14 protein-coding genes and 1 pseudogene are annotated in these 16,971 nt (G+C 62.9%); 9 read left to right on the forward strand and 6 right to left on the reverse strand.

The window, feature by feature from the left end; translation table 11 throughout:
- Positions 1–162: 162 nt before the first annotated feature.
- From PHAMO_RS20450 to PHAMO_RS08125, 6 genes and pseudogenes are all read left to right on the forward strand, one after another.
- Positions 163–660 (forward strand): annotated as a pseudogene (locus PHAMO_RS20450) (GNAT family N-acetyltransferase); the annotation flags it as partial.
- A gap of 78 nt (positions 661–738) precedes the next feature.
- Positions 739–1,173, forward strand: coding sequence for a (deoxy)nucleoside triphosphate pyrophosphohydrolase (locus PHAMO_RS20455; RefSeq protein ID WP_456085332.1), 435 nt, complete (start codon positions 739–741; stop codon positions 1,171–1,173).
- Between the two features lie 28 nt (positions 1,174–1,201).
- Entirely contained in the window at positions 1,202–1,939 is a 738-nt protein-coding gene (locus PHAMO_RS08110) for a competence/damage-inducible protein A (protein WP_002728232.1), read from the forward strand.
- A gap of 168 nt (positions 1,940–2,107) precedes the next feature.
- Positions 2,108–3,883, forward strand: coding sequence for a flagellar hook-length control protein FliK (locus tag PHAMO_RS08115; protein ID WP_002728234.1), 1,776 nt, complete (start codon positions 2,108–2,110; stop codon positions 3,881–3,883).
- 12 nt (positions 3,884–3,895) lie between these two features.
- Positions 3,896–4,795 carry a flagellar hook assembly protein FlgD gene (locus tag PHAMO_RS08120; RefSeq protein WP_002728235.1) on the forward strand — a complete coding sequence of 300 codons (900 nt, stop codon included), beginning with the start codon at positions 3,896–3,898 and terminating at the stop codon, positions 4,793–4,795.
- Between the two features lie 15 nt (positions 4,796–4,810).
- Complete coding sequence (locus PHAMO_RS08125) at positions 4,811–7,357, forward strand: flagellar hook-basal body complex protein (protein WP_002728237.1); 2,547 nt, start codon at positions 4,811–4,813, stop codon at positions 7,355–7,357.
- A gap of 9 nt (positions 7,358–7,366) precedes the next feature.
- Here PHAMO_RS08125 and PHAMO_RS08130 read toward each other — a convergent pair whose 3' ends face one another.
- Positions 7,367–8,380, reverse strand: coding sequence for a cyclic nucleotide-binding domain-containing protein (locus PHAMO_RS08130; protein ID WP_002728239.1), 1,014 nt, complete (start codon positions 8,378–8,380; stop codon positions 7,367–7,369).
- 161 nt (positions 8,381–8,541) lie between these two features.
- Here PHAMO_RS08130 and murI point away from each other — a divergent pair, with 161 nt between their 5' ends.
- The gene (gene murI / locus PHAMO_RS08135) at positions 8,542–9,366 is read left to right on the forward strand and encodes a glutamate racemase (RefSeq protein ID WP_002728241.1); all 825 of its coding nucleotides are present in this window, start codon (positions 8,542–8,544) and stop codon (positions 9,364–9,366) included.
- A gap of 66 nt (positions 9,367–9,432) precedes the next feature.
- Here murI and metF read toward each other — a convergent pair whose 3' ends face one another.
- The 4 genes from metF to PHAMO_RS08155 form a co-directional block, all read right to left on the reverse strand.
- Entirely contained in the window at positions 9,433–10,326 is an 894-nt protein-coding gene (metF, locus tag PHAMO_RS08140; protein ID WP_002728244.1) for a methylenetetrahydrofolate reductase, read from the reverse strand.
- The gene (locus PHAMO_RS08145) at positions 10,323–11,267 is read right to left on the reverse strand and encodes an ArsR/SmtB family transcription factor (RefSeq protein WP_002728246.1); all 945 of its coding nucleotides are present in this window, start codon (positions 11,265–11,267) and stop codon (positions 10,323–10,325) included. Before PHAMO_RS08145 ends, metF begins: the two co-directional genes overlap by 4 nt.
- 179 nt (positions 11,268–11,446) lie before the next feature.
- On the reverse strand, positions 11,447–12,802 hold the full coding sequence (glmM, locus tag PHAMO_RS08150; RefSeq protein WP_002728248.1) for a phosphoglucosamine mutase: 1,356 nt from the start codon (positions 12,800–12,802) through the stop codon (positions 11,447–11,449).
- Positions 12,803–12,953: 151 nt separating this feature from the next.
- Positions 12,954–14,300: an SPOR domain-containing protein gene (locus PHAMO_RS08155; protein WP_002728250.1), complete on the reverse strand. Its 1,347-nt coding sequence runs from the start codon at positions 14,298–14,300 to the stop codon at positions 12,954–12,956.
- A gap of 387 nt (positions 14,301–14,687) precedes the next feature.
- On the opposite strand from PHAMO_RS08155, the gene PHAMO_RS08160 reads away from it, so the two are divergent.
- Entirely contained in the window at positions 14,688–16,232 is a 1,545-nt protein-coding gene (locus PHAMO_RS08160; protein WP_002728252.1) for a CYTH and CHAD domain-containing protein, read from the forward strand.
- A complete protein-coding gene (locus tag PHAMO_RS18475) occupies positions 16,229–16,660 on the forward strand; it encodes a hypothetical protein (RefSeq protein WP_002728254.1) in 432 nt (143 codons plus the stop codon). Before PHAMO_RS08160 ends, PHAMO_RS18475 begins: the two co-directional genes overlap by 4 nt.
- Here the strand turns inward: PHAMO_RS18475 and PHAMO_RS08170 are convergent.
- Positions 16,588–16,923 carry a hypothetical protein gene (locus tag PHAMO_RS08170; RefSeq protein WP_002728267.1) on the reverse strand — a complete coding sequence of 112 codons (336 nt, stop codon included), beginning with the start codon at positions 16,921–16,923 and terminating at the stop codon, positions 16,588–16,590. The two genes, PHAMO_RS18475 and PHAMO_RS08170, sit on opposite strands and share 73 nt — an antisense overlap.
- Between the last annotated feature and the right edge of the window lie 48 nt (positions 16,924–16,971).

A 16,971-nucleotide genomic window follows, 5' to 3' on the forward strand; every position in this document is an offset into this window, starting at 1 on the left:
GAATGCGCGCCCTGTCACGAACCGTAGTCGTTTGTTTTATAACTTCAGTCGCTGCGCTTCGGTTCATCGCCTCAGTCGCGGGCGCTCAATGCGCCAGTCGCTGCGCTTCGGTTCGCTTGACGGGGCGGATGGGCGTGCCATCCTGTCGGTCTTGAACCGATGATGGACGAGAAGGAGCCTCCTCTCTTGACGAACGAAGCGGGTTGCCGCCAAGCGGGCAGTGTCTGGGCAGGGCACCGGCTGCGTACCGCCCGGCTGTTGCTGCGCCTTCCCACTGCCGCCGATGCCGAGAGCCTGCCGCCGCTTCTGGATGATTGGGAGGTGGTGCGGCTGACGGCGCGGATTCCGCATCCTTATGGGCAAGCTGATGCCGTTGCCTTTGTCGCCGAGCAGGAGCGTCGTCGCCAAAGCGGGCAGGGGGTTGCCCTGGTGCTAGAACGGACGCTGGACGGAGCGGTGATTGGCTGTGTTGGTTTCGGGCTGGAGGCCGACGGAACGCCCGAACTGGGCTATTGGATCGGCCGTGCGCATTGGGGGCGGGGCTATGTCGTCGAGGCGTTGCGCCGTCTGATCCGCCATCTGTTCGAAACGTTGGGCTTTGCCAAGGTGTGGGCTCAGGTTCATCCCGACAATGCGGCGTCGAAGCGGGTGCTGGCCAAACTGGGCTTTGTTGCCGATGGATGCGGTCCGTGCGCCATGCCCGAGCGCGGCGAGAGCGTGGTATCGCCGCGCTTTGCGCTGGAGCGGCTCGAGTGGACGGCCGCCCATGTCGCCCGGCCGCACGTTCTGGTGGTTGCGGCGGCGTTGGTCGATGGCGACGGACGGGTGTTGATGACGACCCGGCCCCCCGGCAAGACGATGGCGGGTTTGTGGGAATTTCCTGGCGGCAAGGTCGCCCCATCCGAAACGCCGGAACAAGCCCTGGTCCGCGAGTTGAATGAGGAGCTAGGGCTTGACGTCACGGAGAGCTGTCTGGCGCCGGTGGCATTTGCCTCGCACGATTATGACACCTTTCATCTGCTGATGCCGCTTTACGTGGTGCGGGTGTGGCAGGGCACGCCCACCCCCCGCGAGGGGCAGTCGCTACGCTGGGTTCGTGCCGCCCGGCTGGCCGATCTGCCGATGCCGCCCGCGGATATCCCGCTGGTGGCAATCCTGCGGGAATGGGTATGATGTCACCAGGGAGAAACGGGAGGACGCGATGACCGACGCGGCGATATTGGTAATCGGCAACGAAATTTTATCGGGGCGTACTCGCGACGCCAATATCCAGTTTCTTGCCACGGAACTGGGGGCACTTGGCATTCCGCTGGCCGAGGTCCGCGTCGTCCGCGATGACACCGCCGATATTATTGCCGGGCTGGATGCGCTCCGCTCCCGCTATACCTATGTCTTTACCAGCGGTGGCATTGGACCGACTCACGACGACATCACTTCGGACGCCGTTGCCGCCGCCTTCGGCGTCGCGCTGGTCCGCGATCCCGAAGCGGTGCGGCGTCTCGCCCTGCGTCATCGTGGCGAGGATCTCAACGCCGCTCGGCTGAAAATGGCTGACATTCCCGCCGGAGCCAGCCTGATCGACAATCCGGTCAGTCAGGCGCCGGGATTTCGGATCGGTAATGTCTTTGTCCTGGCCGGAGTGCCCAGCATCCTTCAGGCGATGTTCCACTCGTTGAAACCAAGTCTGGCCGCTGGTGCGCCGTTGCAATCGCGCTCGGTGACGATGGTGGCGCGCGAAGGCGACCTTGCCGATCAGCTGACTGAGATTCAATCCCGTCACCCCGAGGTTGAGATCGGCAGCTATCCAACCTTCGCCGAGGACGGCCCTCGCGTCTCAATCGTGGCACGCGGTTCACAAGCCGCAGTGCTGGAGCAGGTGGTGGACGAAGTTCACGCTCTGGCGACACGTTTGGAGGCGGCGGTGATCGCGACCGATTGATACCGGCAGGCTTTTCCTCGCCGCCCGGCACTTTTTGCCTTTCCGCCGCTATCGGAAGGATGTGCCTGGGTAAAAATAAAATAAAATCAAGGCGTTAATTTATTCCAGTTAATTGGCCCGTCTCTTGCTGGGTTGCGGTGGCGACTAACCCAGTGCGGGGACGTAACCATGACCGTGCAATCGATCGACAAACGGACGGCGGCTGATAGCTCAACGACCCCGACGGCCCAGGACCGCCAGGGATCGGCTGTGACGGCCGACGATGCGTTCGTTGCCGTGCTGCGGCAGGCGTCGCAGCGTTTTGGCTCCCAGCCGACGGTGATGTCGGCCAATTCGGCTCTCGCCGCTCATTTCAACTCGGTCCGTGCCGATACCAGGGCAGACGAGCCGCGTTCGACTCGCGATACCGATACGCCCGCCCGGACGGACAAGAATTCGGCCAAGGCTGACCGGTCCTCACGCCAGGACCAGAGCGCGGCGACGTCTTCGCGCAGTGATCGGGCCGTTCAGTCCGACCGAGCCAATGACGATTCTTCTGCCGATTCCGTTCCGGCACGTGCCAGCAGCACCGCTTCCGACGATAGCCCGCGTGTGGCCGATAAGGCCGATACCCGTTCCAGCAAGAAGACCGATGACGATCAGCCTCAGGCTGTCGTTGCCAATGTCGCTCCGCCGCCCGAGGCTCCGGTGGTGAATGCCGAATTGGTTGTCGCTCCGGTCCAGCCTCAGGCCGCTCAGGTCGCGGAGGATGCTGCCACGACCCAGGCCGAGACCGCTCAGGCCGGTCAGTCCCGGCCCGATCAGCTCGCTCAAGCCAACGGTTCTACGTCGGCTCCGCGTTCGCCGCAGCCCTCTGCCGGTTCGGCTGCGGAACAGGCCGCCGCCGATGCCGCCGATGCCGGATCCCTGGTTGCCGATCTGACGGCCCAGCAGGCGAAATCAGCCCAATCTGCCATCGCGTCCGACAGCGCCAAGGCAGCCCATTCCGATGCGGTTCGCGATCAGGCCGCGGATCTGGCTGCGCGGTTGCCTGATACCGGCGCCGCGATCCAGGTCAAGGTTCAGACCACGGGCGGTTCCGATGCCGCCGTGTCCCAGGCTGCCGCCGTGGCCGATAATGCCGCGCAGCCCGACCTTGCCGCACTTGCCGGGCAGGGCAACGGCCAGCCGGGTGCTGGTCAGGGTGGGCAAGATCCTAACGCACGCTTTGGTGCTCAGGCGCAAACGCAGCCTCAGAACGTCAACGCTTCGGCGTCTCCTGCCGAAGGCGAGGGCGCCCCCGCCCAGCAAACAGCCAAACAACCCGCCGACGCCTTCGCCGCGATCCTGGCGGCCCAGAGCGAGGCAAGCGGCGCGACTGCCGCAGCGCCCGAGACGACTCGCCCCGTTGCCAGTCTGACCGCGCTTGCCGGTGCCCAAGCCGCCGACAAAAGCACCCCGACCGTTGCCACGCAGGCTCTTCGCGTCCCCCGCGTGCCGATGCCTGCTCAGGTGCAGGATCAGATCAACGTTCAGATCGATAAGGCGGTTAAGGAAGGCTCCGATACCGTCAAGATTCAACTGCGTCCGCTCGATCTCGGCCGAATCGAGATCAAGCTTGATGTCGGTACCGATGGAAAGGTGACGGCGACCGTCACCGCCGATAAGCCCGAGACTCTGGCAATGCTGCAAAAGGACTCTCGTGGGCTGGAAAAGGCACTGGAGGATGCCGGTCTGAAACCGGATTCTTCGACCACCAGCTTCAATCTGCGTGGCGGCGATCAGCAACAGCAACAGGCCGCCAATCGTAATGCGGAACAGCAGGCGCGTTCGGGCCACAACCGTGGACAGGGAGAGGGCGGGGGCGGTTTTGGAACCGAAGCCGATCTTCTCGCCGCCGCTCAGGCTCAGGCGAACGCAGCGCGCGCAACCAATGGACGCTCCGGCGTCGATATCTCGGTCTAAGGAGTAGCCGTCATGGCCGTTGACGCAACAGCCGCCGCCTCGACCTCCTCCACAGGGACGGCGAACAGCAGCACCAGCAAAAGCAATGCGGGTCGGACTTCACTCACGACGAACTTCAACACCTTCCTGACCATGCTGACGACCCAGCTGAAGCATCAGGATCCGTTGTCGCCGATGGACTCGACGCAGTTCACCAGCCAGCTGGTTCAGTATGCGGGCGTCGAACAGCAGATCAATACCAACAGCAATCTTGAAAAGATGCTGACCTTTCAACAGTCATCCCAGACGGCGCAGGCGGTCAATTATCTGGGCGAGTTGGTTGAAGTGTCGGGGAACCAGCTTCCGGTTCAGGGGCATTCTGGAACCTTCTCGTATACTCTGCCGCAGGTTGCCAGTTCGTGCGATATCCAGATCAAGAATTCCGCGGGAACCGTGGTCTACAAGACAACGGGCGATATGACAGCCGGTCGTCACGATCTGACCTGGAACGGTGTCGATAGCAGCGGCAAGACCCAGGATGACGGCATCTATACCGTTACCGTCGCGGCCAAGGATAAGAACGGCGCGGACATCACGCCGACAATCACCTCGTTCGGTCAGGTGACCAAAGTCACCAACGACGTGACCAACGGCACCACCCTGGAAATGGGCGCGGGAACCGCCGGGGCCAAGGTGACCGTGACCGTGGATAAGATACTCGGCGTCAATGCCGACAGCACGTTGAAGTCTACCCAGCTTGCCGCCGCCCAGGCGCAATATCAGGCGTCGATGGCGCAATATCAGGCCCTGTTAGAGGCCCAGAAAGCAGCGACAGGTTCAGGATCGACAGGTTCAGGATCGACGGGGTCTGGTTCGGGTTCCACTGGTTCAGGTTCGGGATCGTCCGGCTCGGGTTCGACCACTACCCCGTAATGTGAGGAGGAAGTCATGAGTTTGTATGGCGCGCTGTACTCGGGTGTCTCGGGCCTCTCCTCGCAGTCAAGTGCGATGGGGGCGATCTCCGACAACATTTCAAACGTTAATACGATTGGTTACAAGGGAACTCAGGTCAATTTCCAGACCCTGGTGACCAACAATGCCGGTCTGACCGAATATTCTCCGGGTGGTGTGATGTCTAAGCCTCGCGCTGGCATCGATACCCAGGGATTGTTGCAGGCGACTTCCAGCACTACCGATCTGGCTCTGGCCGGGGGCGGGATGTTCGTGGTCAACACAGATCCCGATCCGGCCAGTTCCGGCAATGGTAGCTTCCAGTACACCCGCGCCGGGTCGTTCAAGACCGACAAGCAGGGCTATCTGCAAAACGTGTCGGGCTATTACCTTCAGGGCTGGCCGCTGACTCCCACCGATAACAGCGCCGAAGCCCGCCCGGCCGAGACCCAGATCGATGGCCTGACCTATATGAAGGCCTATAAGGATCAAACTGGCGCGTTCCATTACATCAATCAGAACATCGTCAATCCGTCGGAACTGAAATCGCTTAACCTGAAGACGATTGGCGGAACTGCCGATCCGACCACCCAGATCAAGCTTGGCCTGAATCTGCCTGCCAGCGATGGAGTGTTCAATCCGGCGGTCGCAGGCTCGGGTGGGCTGCGTCAGACCAATGTGCAGATTTACGATTCGTTGGGATCAACCCACAGTCTGATCGTCAATTGGTCCAAGACCAACGCCAACCAGTGGGACATCCAGACCAAAACGAATTATTTGAATTCGGCTCGCGTTCTTGTCGATACGACCAATAGCCCGGATACATCGGCCGCGATCGCGATCCCAGGTGGAGCCAATGGTTCCGCCACCCCGGTTGCCTTTGGCGGCAAGGTCGCGTTTTTTGCCTCGGCCGGTGTGATCGCAACGCCTCCCGCCGCGACGCCCGCCACCACAATCTATAATCAGGTTCCCGCCGGCACATCTTTTACCGTCAGTGCAGCCGAAGATGCCGCCAACAACCAGACCTATCTGGCCGGGTCGGGTGGCACGACCTCGCCCGCCTTCAACTCGTCTTGGCCTGCGGTGGGATCGACGATCAGCATTAATCTGAACGGATCGACCAAGCAATTCGCCGGGTGCACCTTCTCTGCCAACACGCTCACCTTTCCGGGGGCGACCGCGCCGACAGTGGCTTCGTTGAGCAATTCCATCATCCAGGTCAGCGATGCCGCAGGCAACACGGGATACTATCAGGTTACCGGCTACGCGGCCGATCCTCTTCCCGCCACGACGATGAGTGCAACGCTCACTCCGTGCGACGTTCTGGTGGTGAATACGACTCCGTTCGAGGAACAGCGCGGCATCACTCCGCCTGCGGGAGCGGCGACGCTTGATGTGTTCGATCCGTCCGGGACCGGGGTCTATGCCTCCCAGGGGCGGATGGATTTCAATATCAACAACGCGGCCGATCTGGCGGATATGGTCAATCGGAGTTTTTCCATCTCCATCCCGCCGAACTCGATGACGATCGGGTTCAGCCTGAACGGCCAGGGGCCTGTGGTTGGAAGCGACATCACGGTCAAACTCGACAACATCACTTCGGATTACGGTGCCACACTCTCGACGCGGATCGCGTCCGCGCTGAACAATGCCGATAATTGGAACGTGACATCGGTTATTCCGAAGCCCGGCGCGCGGCCTTTGTTCCGTGGCAACGGCGCAACCGTTGAGATCGTTCAGGACAAGAACGTCGCCAGCAACATTGTCTTTAATCTAAACGGTCTTGCCGTCAGGTCAGGCGGTCAGACATTGAAGACATATTGCAGCCAGTCCGAGACGCATCAGTGGAGCACCTCGATCCCCTCTTCCGATGATGTCACCGGGGCATTCACCTTGCGCGGAATTACGGTGACGTCATCTCCGGCGGTGACGTTCAACGGCGACGGTACCCCCAAGAATATCATGGGGGCAGGTAGCACCTCCGGCACCTCTGGCCGGATCGCGCCGCAGCCGAAGATCTCGATCGCTTGGGCTAACGGTGCTCAGAGCATGACGGCCGTTCCGAACGGTACCAGCGCTAACCACCAGATCACTCTGTTCCTCGGCAACACGTCGGTCAGCGACGGCCTGACCCAGTTGGGCGATAAATACACCACCGCCTTCACGACGGCCGATGGAGCCAAGTTCGGTAACTTTACCGGTGTTTCGGTCGGGGCCGATGGTGTGGTGACGGCGTTGTTCGACAATGGTGTGCGGCGTCCGGTGTTCCAGATCCCGGTCGCGACCTTTACCAATCCCAACGGGTTGGAAGCAAAAAGCGGCAATTCCTGGATCGAGACCAATACGTCGGGAACCTATACCCTGCGTTCGGCTCAGGACGCTGGGGCGGCGGCAGTTAGCGCTTCGTCGCTGGAATCCTCGACCGTCGATATCGGTACCGAGTTCACGACGATGATCGTGACCCAGCGGGCTTATTCGGCGGCGGCGAAGATCATCACCACCGCCGACCAGATGCTTGACGAACTGATCCAGATCAAGCGTTAGAGCCTGGGATCAGGATGGGTCGTTGCGCGCCGGGGAGACTGTCTCCTCGGCGCGTTTTCGTTCCAGGATGGCGCGGATCTGGCCCAACTCGCGGCCCATCCGGCGGATATCATGCAGCAAGGTTTCCATCACCAGGATCACCAGTTCAGGAGTCTTGCCCAACTGGGTTCGTAGCGCCGCCATCGGGATCACCAGACAAACGGTATCCTCGACGGCGCGGGCGGCAGCCATCCGGGGTTCGCCGTCGATCAGGGCCATCTCGCCGAAGACGCCGTTCGTGCGGATACGGCCCAATTCGACCTCGTGTTCCTCGACCTGTTTAAAGATCGAGACCACGCCGCTTTCGACGACATAGGCGACATCGCCCGGTTCGCCCTCGGCGAAGATCATCTCGCCCGGCACGAAGCGGCGGCGGCCTTTGCTGTCAACGGTGGGCTGGGCGCGGCGCGGTTCCGACGATGGGGACGAGACAAGGCGGATCGGTCCACCTGCGGGTTGGACCAGCGGCACCGGACGGGGCAGGGGAGGGGCGACCCGGCGTTCGATTTGGTCGGGCGGCGGCAGGGTCAGCGATCGCCGATCCGGTCCGGTGAAGTCCTGGCTCTGGACGAAAGCGCGAGGGTTGACCAGGACGTTGCGCACGCGGCGGAACAGAGACTCGGTCGAAAGCGGCTTGACCAGGAACTCGGTGACGCCGGAATTCCGGGCCTCGACCACCATCTCGCGCGAGGATTCGGTCGATATCATGATGACCGCGATATCGATGCAGCTCACGATGTCGCCACTGCGCAATTGGCGGGTGAAGTCGATGCCGTTCATCGGGCTGAGATCCTGGGCGACGATCACGAAGTGGACCGTTTCGCGTCCCAGCAGATCGAGTCCGGTGGGGCCGTCCTCGGCTTCAAGGATCGTGCGCAGCCCAAAGGAGTTTAGGGCTGTCTTGATGAAGGACCGGGCATAGCGGTTGTCGTCGATCACCAACGCAGTGATCTGGCCAAGGTCGATATCGATGTCGATGTCCAAAAGTGGGTCCTCCGACCTTGATCCGGCGGGAGGCAAGGGTACCTCCGCCACTGTTCCGCGCCAAGGCCAGAAAAAGTCGTGGCCTTATCGGGGCGCCAAGGTTGCCGGAGCGCTGCCGGGGCGGATATGAATGCCCCCACAGAAAACACAGGAGCCCGGTCATGGACGACTTTTCCCGCTTGCCGATCGGTATTTTCGATTCCGGAGTCGGCGGCCTGACCGTGCTGAAAGCGGTGCGCGAGCGTCTGCCCGACGAATCGCTGATCTATTTGGGCGATACCGCCCGGCTGCCCTATGGCACCAAAAGCGCCCAGACCGTTTCCGCGTATGCCTTGGAGGCATCGCGACGGTTGGTGTCGTTCGGAATTAAGCTGCTGCTGGTCGCCGATAATACCTCGTCGGCCCATGCCCTCGACGCACTTCGGGCCGAATTTCCCGGTTTGCCGGTAATCGGTGTGGTCGAGCCGGGGGCTGCCGCTGCCGCTGCCGCTTCGGCGCGGGGACGGATCGTTGTTGCCGCGACCGAAAGCACCGTCCAGGCCGGGGTCTATCCCCGCGCCATTCTCCATTCCCGTCCCAACGCGCAGGTGACGGCGCTGCCCTGTCCGCTATTTGTTTCAATGGTCGAAGAGGGGCTGACCGACGGTCCGATCGCCGAGCAGATCGCCCGCCATTACCTCGACCCGCTGTTTACCGGTCCCGACGCCGCGGATTGTCTGCTGTCGGGCTGTACCCATTTTCCGGCGCTGGCACCGTTGTTTCACCGCCTGCTTGGGCCTGAGGTCGCGGTGGTCGATTCCGCCTCGACCACTGCGATGGTGGTCGAGGATCTGCTGGCGCTCCGTCATCTGGCTAATCCGTCAGGCCAGCCCGGCACCATCCGTACCCTGGTTACCGACGCGCCGGAGCGTTTCGCCCGAGTGTCGCGGGTCTTCGTCCCGTGGGAGATCGACGTTGCCGAGGTCGAGACGATCGAACTGGGGTAGCATGATCCGATTGGATCATGCTTGGCCCCTCATCTAAAGGCGATGCCCGGTACTGGCGTGTCTTATTCAGGCGGTTTGGGGCCGCACGCCCAGAACACGACAAATCGCATAGACCAGATCGGCGCGGTTCAGCGTGTAGAAGTGGAACAAATCCACGCCGGCGGCCGAAAGGATGCGGCATTGTTGAGCGGCGACGGTGGCGGCGACCAGATGGCGGGTTTCTGGATCGTCGTCGAGTCCCTCGAACAGGTCCGCCAGCCAATCCGGTACCGTGGTGCCACAGGCGGCGGAGAAACGCTGGACCTGGGCAAAATTGGTCACCGGCAGGATGCCGGGCGCGATCGGCACTGAAATTCCGGCGGCGGCGCAGCGGTCGCGGAAGCGCAGGAACACGGCGGGATCGAAGAAATACTGGCTGATGGCGCGAGTTGCCCCAGCATCGATCTTGCGCTTCAGGTTTTCGATGTCGAAATCGGGCGAGGGCGCATCTGGATGAGCTTCGGGATAGGCCGCAACCGAGATTTCGAAATCAGCGATGCGCTTCAGACCCGCCACCATATCCACGGCATAGTCGTACCCTTGGGGGTGCGGCTGATAGGGCTGGCCATCGGGCATGTCGCCGCGCAGGGCGACGATGTGGCGGATTCCCTCATCCCAATAGCGTCGGGCAATATCGTCCACCTCGCCCCGAGAATGGCCGACGCAGGTCAGGTGAGCGGCTGGCTTCAGGCTGGTCTCGTGGGCAATGCGCGAGACGATCTCGTGGGTGCGGTCGCGGGTACCGCCCCCGGCGCCATACGTCACCGAGACGAACGCGGGAGACAGCGGTTCCAACCGACGCACGGCGTCCCACAGCGATTCCAGCATCTTGTCGGTCTTCGGCGGAAAGAACTCGAACGAAACACTGACCGGGCGGTGCGCGGCGACGATCGGCAGTTCGACAGAGGATACGGGATTCACGCGGATACTCCTCGATGGTGTTTGCCGGCGGTCCAGACCGTTACCGTCAGCGATTGGCCCGGCAGGTGGGTGATCAGGCCGGGTTCAAGGTTGGCGGCGGCAAGCCACCCTGCGACCTCGGAATCGGAGAAGCCAAGGCGACGGTGAGCGTGCTGGTCGCGCAGGACTTCTAATTCGTGCGGGGCGAAATCGACGATGACCATCAGGCCGCCGGGAGCCAGGATGCGGGCGGCTTCGGCCACCACACGGGCGGGTTCGGCGGCATAGTGCAGCACTTGATGGATGGTTACGGCGTCGGCGGAAAGATCGGGAAGCGGTAATTGAGTGATGTCGCCTTGGCGGACCATGCAATGGCTGAGAGCGGCGCGGTCGAGATTGGCACGGGCCACCGCCAGCATTTCACGCGACATATCGATGCCGACGGCATGATCGACCCGAGAGGCGAGCAGTTCCAGAACTCGTCCGGTGCCGGTGCCGAGATCGACCAACTCGTGGGGGTGGCGGTCGCCGAACGCGGCCAGCAACGCCGCTTCGACCTCGGCTTCATCGACGTGGAGCGAACGCATCCGGTCCCAGCGCGAGGCGTTGGCACTGAAGTAGCTTTGGGCTTTTTCAGCACGGGCGGTGCGGGTTTCTGTCAGCCTTTGACGATCCAACGCCAGGATCGGATCGTCGGATGGCAGCAGATCAAGCAGATGGTGGGCCAAAGCCGCTCCCGCCCCCCGTGCCGCCAGCCGATGAAAGACCCAGGCACCTTCGGGGAAGCGGTCAACCAGACCGGCATCGCACATCAGTTTGAGGTGACGCGATACCCGAGGCTGGCTTTGACCGAGAATGCGGGTCAGTTCGGTAACGGTCAGGTCGCCTTCGGCCAGGACATGCAATAATCGCAACCGGGTCGGTTCGGCGGCGGCGCGCAATCCGGTTAGCAACGTGTCCACCCCACCTCCCCCTCATTCAGAAACATATAAACATATCTTTATACGATTGAGTCGCTGCCGTCCAGGCTTATGCGGGTGGCGGTCGCGGATGAGTGGGGGCGGACAAACAAAAGCCGGGACGTTCCGAAACAGGGGAACGACCCGGCTTTACCGTTATAATCCGCCGTAGAGGATGCGGTCTATGCCGCCGCGTGGCGGATCGAGTCGACGATATCGGCGGTGACCGTATCGATCAAAGCAGGGTCTTCGCCCTCGGCCATCACCCGGATCAGCGGTTCGGTTCCCGACTTGCGGATCAGCAACCGGCCCTGACCGACCAGTTTGGCCTCGCCCGCCGCGATCGCCGCTTTGACCGCATCCTGGGCCAGAATGTCTGCGGCGACCCGTCCCTCGACCCGGACGTTGCGGAGCAATTGCGGCAGCGGTTCGAACAGTCGCAGCATTTCGCTGGCCAGGCGGCCCGAGCGAACCAATGCCGCCAGGACCTGCAACGCCGCCACCAATCCATCGCCGGTGGTGGAATGATCGGACAGGATGATGTGGCCGGATTGCTCGCCGCCAACATTAAAGCCGTCGCGGCGCATCTGTTCGAGGACGTAACGGTCGCCGACCTGGGTGCGAGCCAGGATCAGTCCGCGTGACGTCAGGAAGCGTTCCAGCCCCAGGTTCGACATGACGGTGGCGACGACGCCGCCGCCCCGCAACTGGCCCGAATTGTGCCAAAGATCGCCGATCAGCGCCATCAACTGGTCGCCATCGACCTCACGCCCGGTTTCGTCGCACAGCACAACCCGGTCGGCGTCGCCGTCAAGCGCGATGCCAAGGTCGGCCCCGTGGGCGACGACCTGCTCGCCCAATGCGGTGGTGTGCAGCGAGCCGCAAGCGCGGTTGATGTTAAAGCCATCGGGGGTTACCGCCATCGGCACCACTTCGGCACCCAATTCCCACAACACGGTGGGAGCGACCTTGTAGGCGGCACCGTTGGCGCAATCGACAACGATTTTCAGCCCGTCGAGGCGCAACCCGCGTGGGAAAGTCGTCTTGGCATATTCGATGTAGCGTCCGCCGGCATCGTCAAGGCGACGAACCCGGCCGAGCAGATCGGGAGCAACGCGGAACTTTTCGGACCCGTTGTCCATCCGCTCTTCGATCGTGCGCTCGTCCTCGTCGGACAATTTGAACCCGTCGGGGCCGAACAGCTTGATCCCGTTATCGTGATAGGGATTGTGAGAGGCAGAGATCATCACGCCCAGATCGGCGCGCAACGAGCGGGTCAGCATCGCCACTGCCGGAGTCGGCAGCGGCCCCACCAGAATGACGTCCATGCCCACCGAAACGAAGCCAGCAGTCAGTGCCGGTTCAAGAAGATAGCCTGACAACCGGGTGTCCTTGCCGATCACCACGATGTGGCGGTGATCGCCTCGGGTGAAATGGCTTCCGGCGGCCATGCCCAGCCGCAGGGCGGTCTCGGCCGTCATCGGTTCGGTATTGGCGGTTCCCCGCACCCCGTCGGTGCCGAACAGCTTGCGCGTCATGGGGATGCGTTCCTTCGAGATTGTAAAGGCGCATTGATTAGCGCGCACGGCAGCGGAAGGGAAGCGGGGACTGCGATTCCCCTCCGCTTTTGGTGTGACGAAATCGACGATGGCGCGGCAGGCTTAGCTCGCCGTGGGGTGGAATGTTGGATTAGCCGTTAACATCGCACGGTTGACGATAGAGCCGCAGCGTCTTGCACAGCTTGCGGGCCTCTTCGCGGCTTTTGATCGGTCCGGCGACCACCTGCCAGCGGGTGCCCTTTTTCGGCAGTTCGACCTTGAAGATGCTGGCTTCCATTCCGCCCACTTCCTCGGGGAACTTGGCCTTGATCCGCGCCCAGCCGGTCCGGGCGGCCTCTTCGCTTTTGAGTGTGGCGAGGATCACGCCGATTCCGGTCGGTGCTGCTGCTGCTGCTGCTGTGGCTGCGGGTCTGGCGCGGCCGCTGTCTGGGGCCTGACGCAGGACCGAGGCCGGGGCGGCCCCTCCCAACCCGTCGAGTTGCCGTTCGACCGCGCTACGTTCGGAACGGGCTTCCTCGGCAGAGATCAGTCCAGAGGCGCGCAGTCGTTCGGCGCGACCGACAGCGGCGGCTCCTTCCATGACGCCCTTGACCGGCAGGGGCGGCATTTCGACCTGACGTGGCGTCGCGGGCAGCAGGGCATCAAGGATCGTCGTCCGCTCGGCGGCGTGTTCGTCCGGGCTGATGGCGCGGGTTTCCAGCGTTCGGGTCAGGGCTTTTAGTCGGTCAATCACCTGGGAATCGTCCGGGGCAGGGCGGTTCAGCCCCTGTGCCGGAGGCGTCGGAACGGCATAGGGCAGCAGCGCCCCCAGATTGGCGGCGCGGCGGCGGGAATATTCGTCGGGAGTAATCAGCCCCTCGTCGAGCAGATGCTTCAACAGACGGAAACGGCTGGCGACGTTGGTGTCGCCATCGGTCGGTCCGATTGCGGGACCGGGGGCGCCGGTTACGTCAAGCGGCTGGGCCTGGATTGGGCCGCGCTGACCGACGACCGGGGTCTGCGGCTCTCCGGCCAAGGTATTGAGGTCGGGCATACGCCCCGATTGTGCTGCGGTGCGCGGGATATAGCGTCCGGTCAGGCGATCGACGACGGTCAGGTTCGCCTGGGCGATATCGGCCAGACTGCGGACCTGAGGCATCCCTTGGACCGTGGTGGTCAGGGTGACCTGGGGGCGATTCGCCAGCAGCGCTTCGTAATATTGGCGGGCAAGGTCGTAGCGGCCAGTCAATTGATAGACCATTCCCGCGACGTACAGCGCATAGGGGTCGCGCGGATTAAGCCGAAGCGCCTCTAGGGCGTGGCGTTCGGCCTCAGTCATCTCGCTGCGGGTCAGGGCGTTCAGCGCCTGCGAGGTATGGTCGCCGTCATCCGCAAGAACGCGAATGTCTTCGGCAACTTGGTGCGGCTGGTTGATAGCGCCACAGGCCACCAGAGCCCCAGCCGCCAGTACGGCGAGGACGATGCGTCCCGTTTTCATGGTTCTCAACCTCGCAAGCCAATTATTCGGCCATCATTATCGATGTGGACTCAATCCTCCCATACATCGCCGGGTCACTCAAGTCCCTGACGGGCCTCCTTAGGGCGGGTTAAAACTTACCGCATGAACCGCGTTGCAGTCGAAATTGTTCGAATGATAGGAGAAAAACGATGAGCGTAGCGGCGCTACGGTCGAGGCTTTCGACGCAACCCGGAGGGACGCGTGTCTGCCTGGGGAGCAAAATCCCTCGCGTCGCGGCCATGTGCTAAATGTCAATATGCCCTAATCCGAGTGTCAGCGAAAGTTCATGCGTCGAAGGCGCGTCCGGGCGTTGGCGCGAAGGTGGGGGACTGTTATCATCCCCTCCGACCAGCCGACGGGATTCCGATGGACGGACGCGAGATTGAATTAAAGCTGGGGGTGTCGCCGGACGACATCGCCCTGTTGTCGCTGAGACCGCCTTTGTCGTTGGAGGGTGAAGTTCCACCTCCACCGCGTCGGATGGCCTCAATCTATTTCGATACCCCTGACTTCACTCTGGCGGCCTCTGGCATATCGCTTCGGGTGCGGTGGACCGGCGAGGGACTGGTCCAGACTGTGAAGGCAGCCGGCGGCGGAAGTGCCGGGCTGTTCGACCGTCCCGAGTGGGAACAGCAGGTCGAGCGCCCGGTTCCCGATCCCGGTCATTTGCGTTCGACCGGCCTTGCCGTTTTTGCCGACGATTTTGTGGTGGGGCGGCTGTCGCCGATGTTCTCGACCCAAATCAGCCGCACCGTCTTTCGTCTGGGCGGTGTCGATGACGGATGGGAGATCGAGGCCGCGCTCGATTTGGGTGAAGTGGTGGCCGGTCCTTTGTCCGAGCCGATTTGCGAAGTCGAGTTGGAGTTGCTGCGGGGCACGCCCGACCGGCTGTTTCGGTTGGCCAGACAAGTGCTGGACACCGTTCCGGCGCGGCCGCTGTCGATCAGCAAGTCGGAAAGGGGGGTCAAATTGGCGACCGGAGATACCAACCGCCCCGTCAAAGCGCGAATTCCGCTGATCGGGCCGAACCTGACGGCGGCGGCCGCATTCCAAACCATTGCCCGATCCTGCCTCGATCACCTCCTGGTCAACGAGCGGTGCTTGTTGGCGACCGGCGATGCCGAGGCGATTCATCAGATGCGGGTGGCGCTCCGACGGCTGCGTTCGGCAATCAAGGTGTTCCGTCCCCTGGTCGTTTCCCCCCGTCTTGCCGAAGTCAAAGGCGATCTGCGTTGGCTGTTGGAACGGTTGGGACCAGCCCGTGATGCCGATGTGTTCCTGTCTGAGATCATCGATCCCGTCGTTCACGATTATCCCGGCGATGCTGGTCTGGCCGCCTTGCGCGATTATTGGCAAAGCGATCGTGACACCCGGTTGGAAGCGGCAATCAGCGCGGTGCGCGACCGCCGCTTTGCCGCGCTGGTTCTTGACCTCACCGCCTGGGTCGAGGCTGGTGACTGGTTGGGTTCTCCGGGCGAGGCCCCCCGCCGCAAGCTGGAGTCGCCGATCACGCCGTTTGCTCTGCATCGGTTGGGCAAGACCTCCCGGCGAATGCTGCGCCAGGGCGGCGACAGTCTGACCCGTTTGTCGCCCGAAGAACGTCACGCCGTTCGTATCCTGTGCAAGCAGACTCGCTATACCGCTGAGTTTTTTGCCGCTTTGGTGCCGCGCAAGCAGATGAAGGTGTTTCTGGGCGAACTGACCGAGGTCCAGGATGCGCTGGGGCATCTTAACGATATCGCCGTTGCCGCGCCTAAACTGGCTGCCGGTTCGAATGGGGGCGGTCGCCATGCCCGTGCCGCCGGTCTGGTCGCCGGGTGGCACACTGCCCGGCAGGCGGCGCTGTTGGTCGAGGCCGAGCGCGCCTGGAAACGGGTCCGATCCCGCGATCTGCCGTGGAGCGAGGAATGAACAGAGTCCGGCCGTTGCTTCGGGTCGAAGTCGGGTCGCTGGCCGAGGCGCGGGCCGCGTTGGCGACGGCGCGGGTTGTTGGTTGGGCGCTCTGTCTGGAAAGCCCCGCAGCCGCGGCTGGTTGGCACGGTATCGGCTGGTGGCATGGGGTGGTGGAACAGATCATTGCCGAAGCCGACGATGTTCGGGTCGAGGCGGTGCTCGATTGTGGGACCGCTCCCGGTCTGGCGTTGGCCGCGTTACGGGCCGGATGCCGTGCCGTGCGGCTTGAATCCGGCCCAGCGGCGACAGCGGCCGTTACCGCCATCGCCGCCGAACTGGGGGGCAAGGTGCTGCCCCCCTGGCCGGATCGCGATCAGTTCGCGGCGGGAGCCGGAGTGGCAGGGGTCGCCGGAGCGGCCGGAGCGCTGGTCTCAGCCTTGGGCTGAGGCTTGGCGCCGGTCTCGGTCGCCTTGTCGCCTTCGTGACCCTTCTTGTCTTCCTTGTGCGCCTTGCCCTTGGAGTGTTCGTCCTTGGCCGTGTCCGCCTTACCCTTTTCCTTCATAGCATGCTCGGGTTTTGCCGCGTCAGCTTTGCCGGGCTGTGCCGCAGCCGGGGCATCGGTGGCCGGGGTGGCGGGCTGTGCCATGGCCGCGACCGGCAGCAACGAGGCGGCGATGAAGGCGGCGGCGACGAAACGGGTGGCGTTCATGGCGGTAAATCCTTCGTCCTTAGTGTTTGGACCGAAGACCGTAGTGGC

This window comes from Magnetospirillum molischianum DSM 120, from assembly GCF_000294655.1.
Classification (GTDB): Bacteria; Pseudomonadota; Alphaproteobacteria; order Rhodospirillales; family Magnetospirillaceae; genus Phaeospirillum; species Phaeospirillum molischianum.

Bases quoted from the DNA above. Each gene is read 5' to 3' on its own strand.
- PHAMO_RS08110 (WP_002728232.1), top strand. From the start codon at position 1,202: ATGACCGACGCGGCGATATTGGTAATCGGCAACGAAATTTTATCGGGG.
- PHAMO_RS08115 (WP_002728234.1), top strand. From the start codon at position 2,108: ATGACCGTGCAATCGATCGACAAACGGACGGCGGCTGATAGCTCAACG.
- PHAMO_RS08120 (WP_002728235.1), top strand. From the start codon at position 3,896: ATGGCCGTTGACGCAACAGCCGCCGCCTCGACCTCCTCCACAGGGACG.
- PHAMO_RS08125 (WP_002728237.1), top strand. From the start codon at position 4,811: ATGAGTTTGTATGGCGCGCTGTACTCGGGTGTCTCGGGCCTCTCCTCG.
- murI (WP_002728241.1), top strand. From the start codon at position 8,542: ATGGACGACTTTTCCCGCTTGCCGATCGGTATTTTCGATTCCGGAGTC.
- glmM (WP_002728248.1), bottom strand. From the start codon at position 12,802: ATGACGCGCAAGCTGTTCGGCACCGACGGGGTGCGGGGAACCGCCAAT.
- PHAMO_RS08155 (WP_002728250.1), bottom strand. From the start codon at position 14,300: ATGAAAACGGGACGCATCGTCCTCGCCGTACTGGCGGCTGGGGCTCTG.
- PHAMO_RS08160 (WP_002728252.1), top strand. From the start codon at position 14,688: ATGGACGGACGCGAGATTGAATTAAAGCTGGGGGTGTCGCCGGACGAC.
- PHAMO_RS18475 (WP_002728254.1), top strand. From the start codon at position 16,229: ATGAACAGAGTCCGGCCGTTGCTTCGGGTCGAAGTCGGGTCGCTGGCC.
- PHAMO_RS08170 (WP_002728267.1), bottom strand. From the start codon at position 16,923: ATGAACGCCACCCGTTTCGTCGCCGCCGCCTTCATCGCCGCCTCGTTG.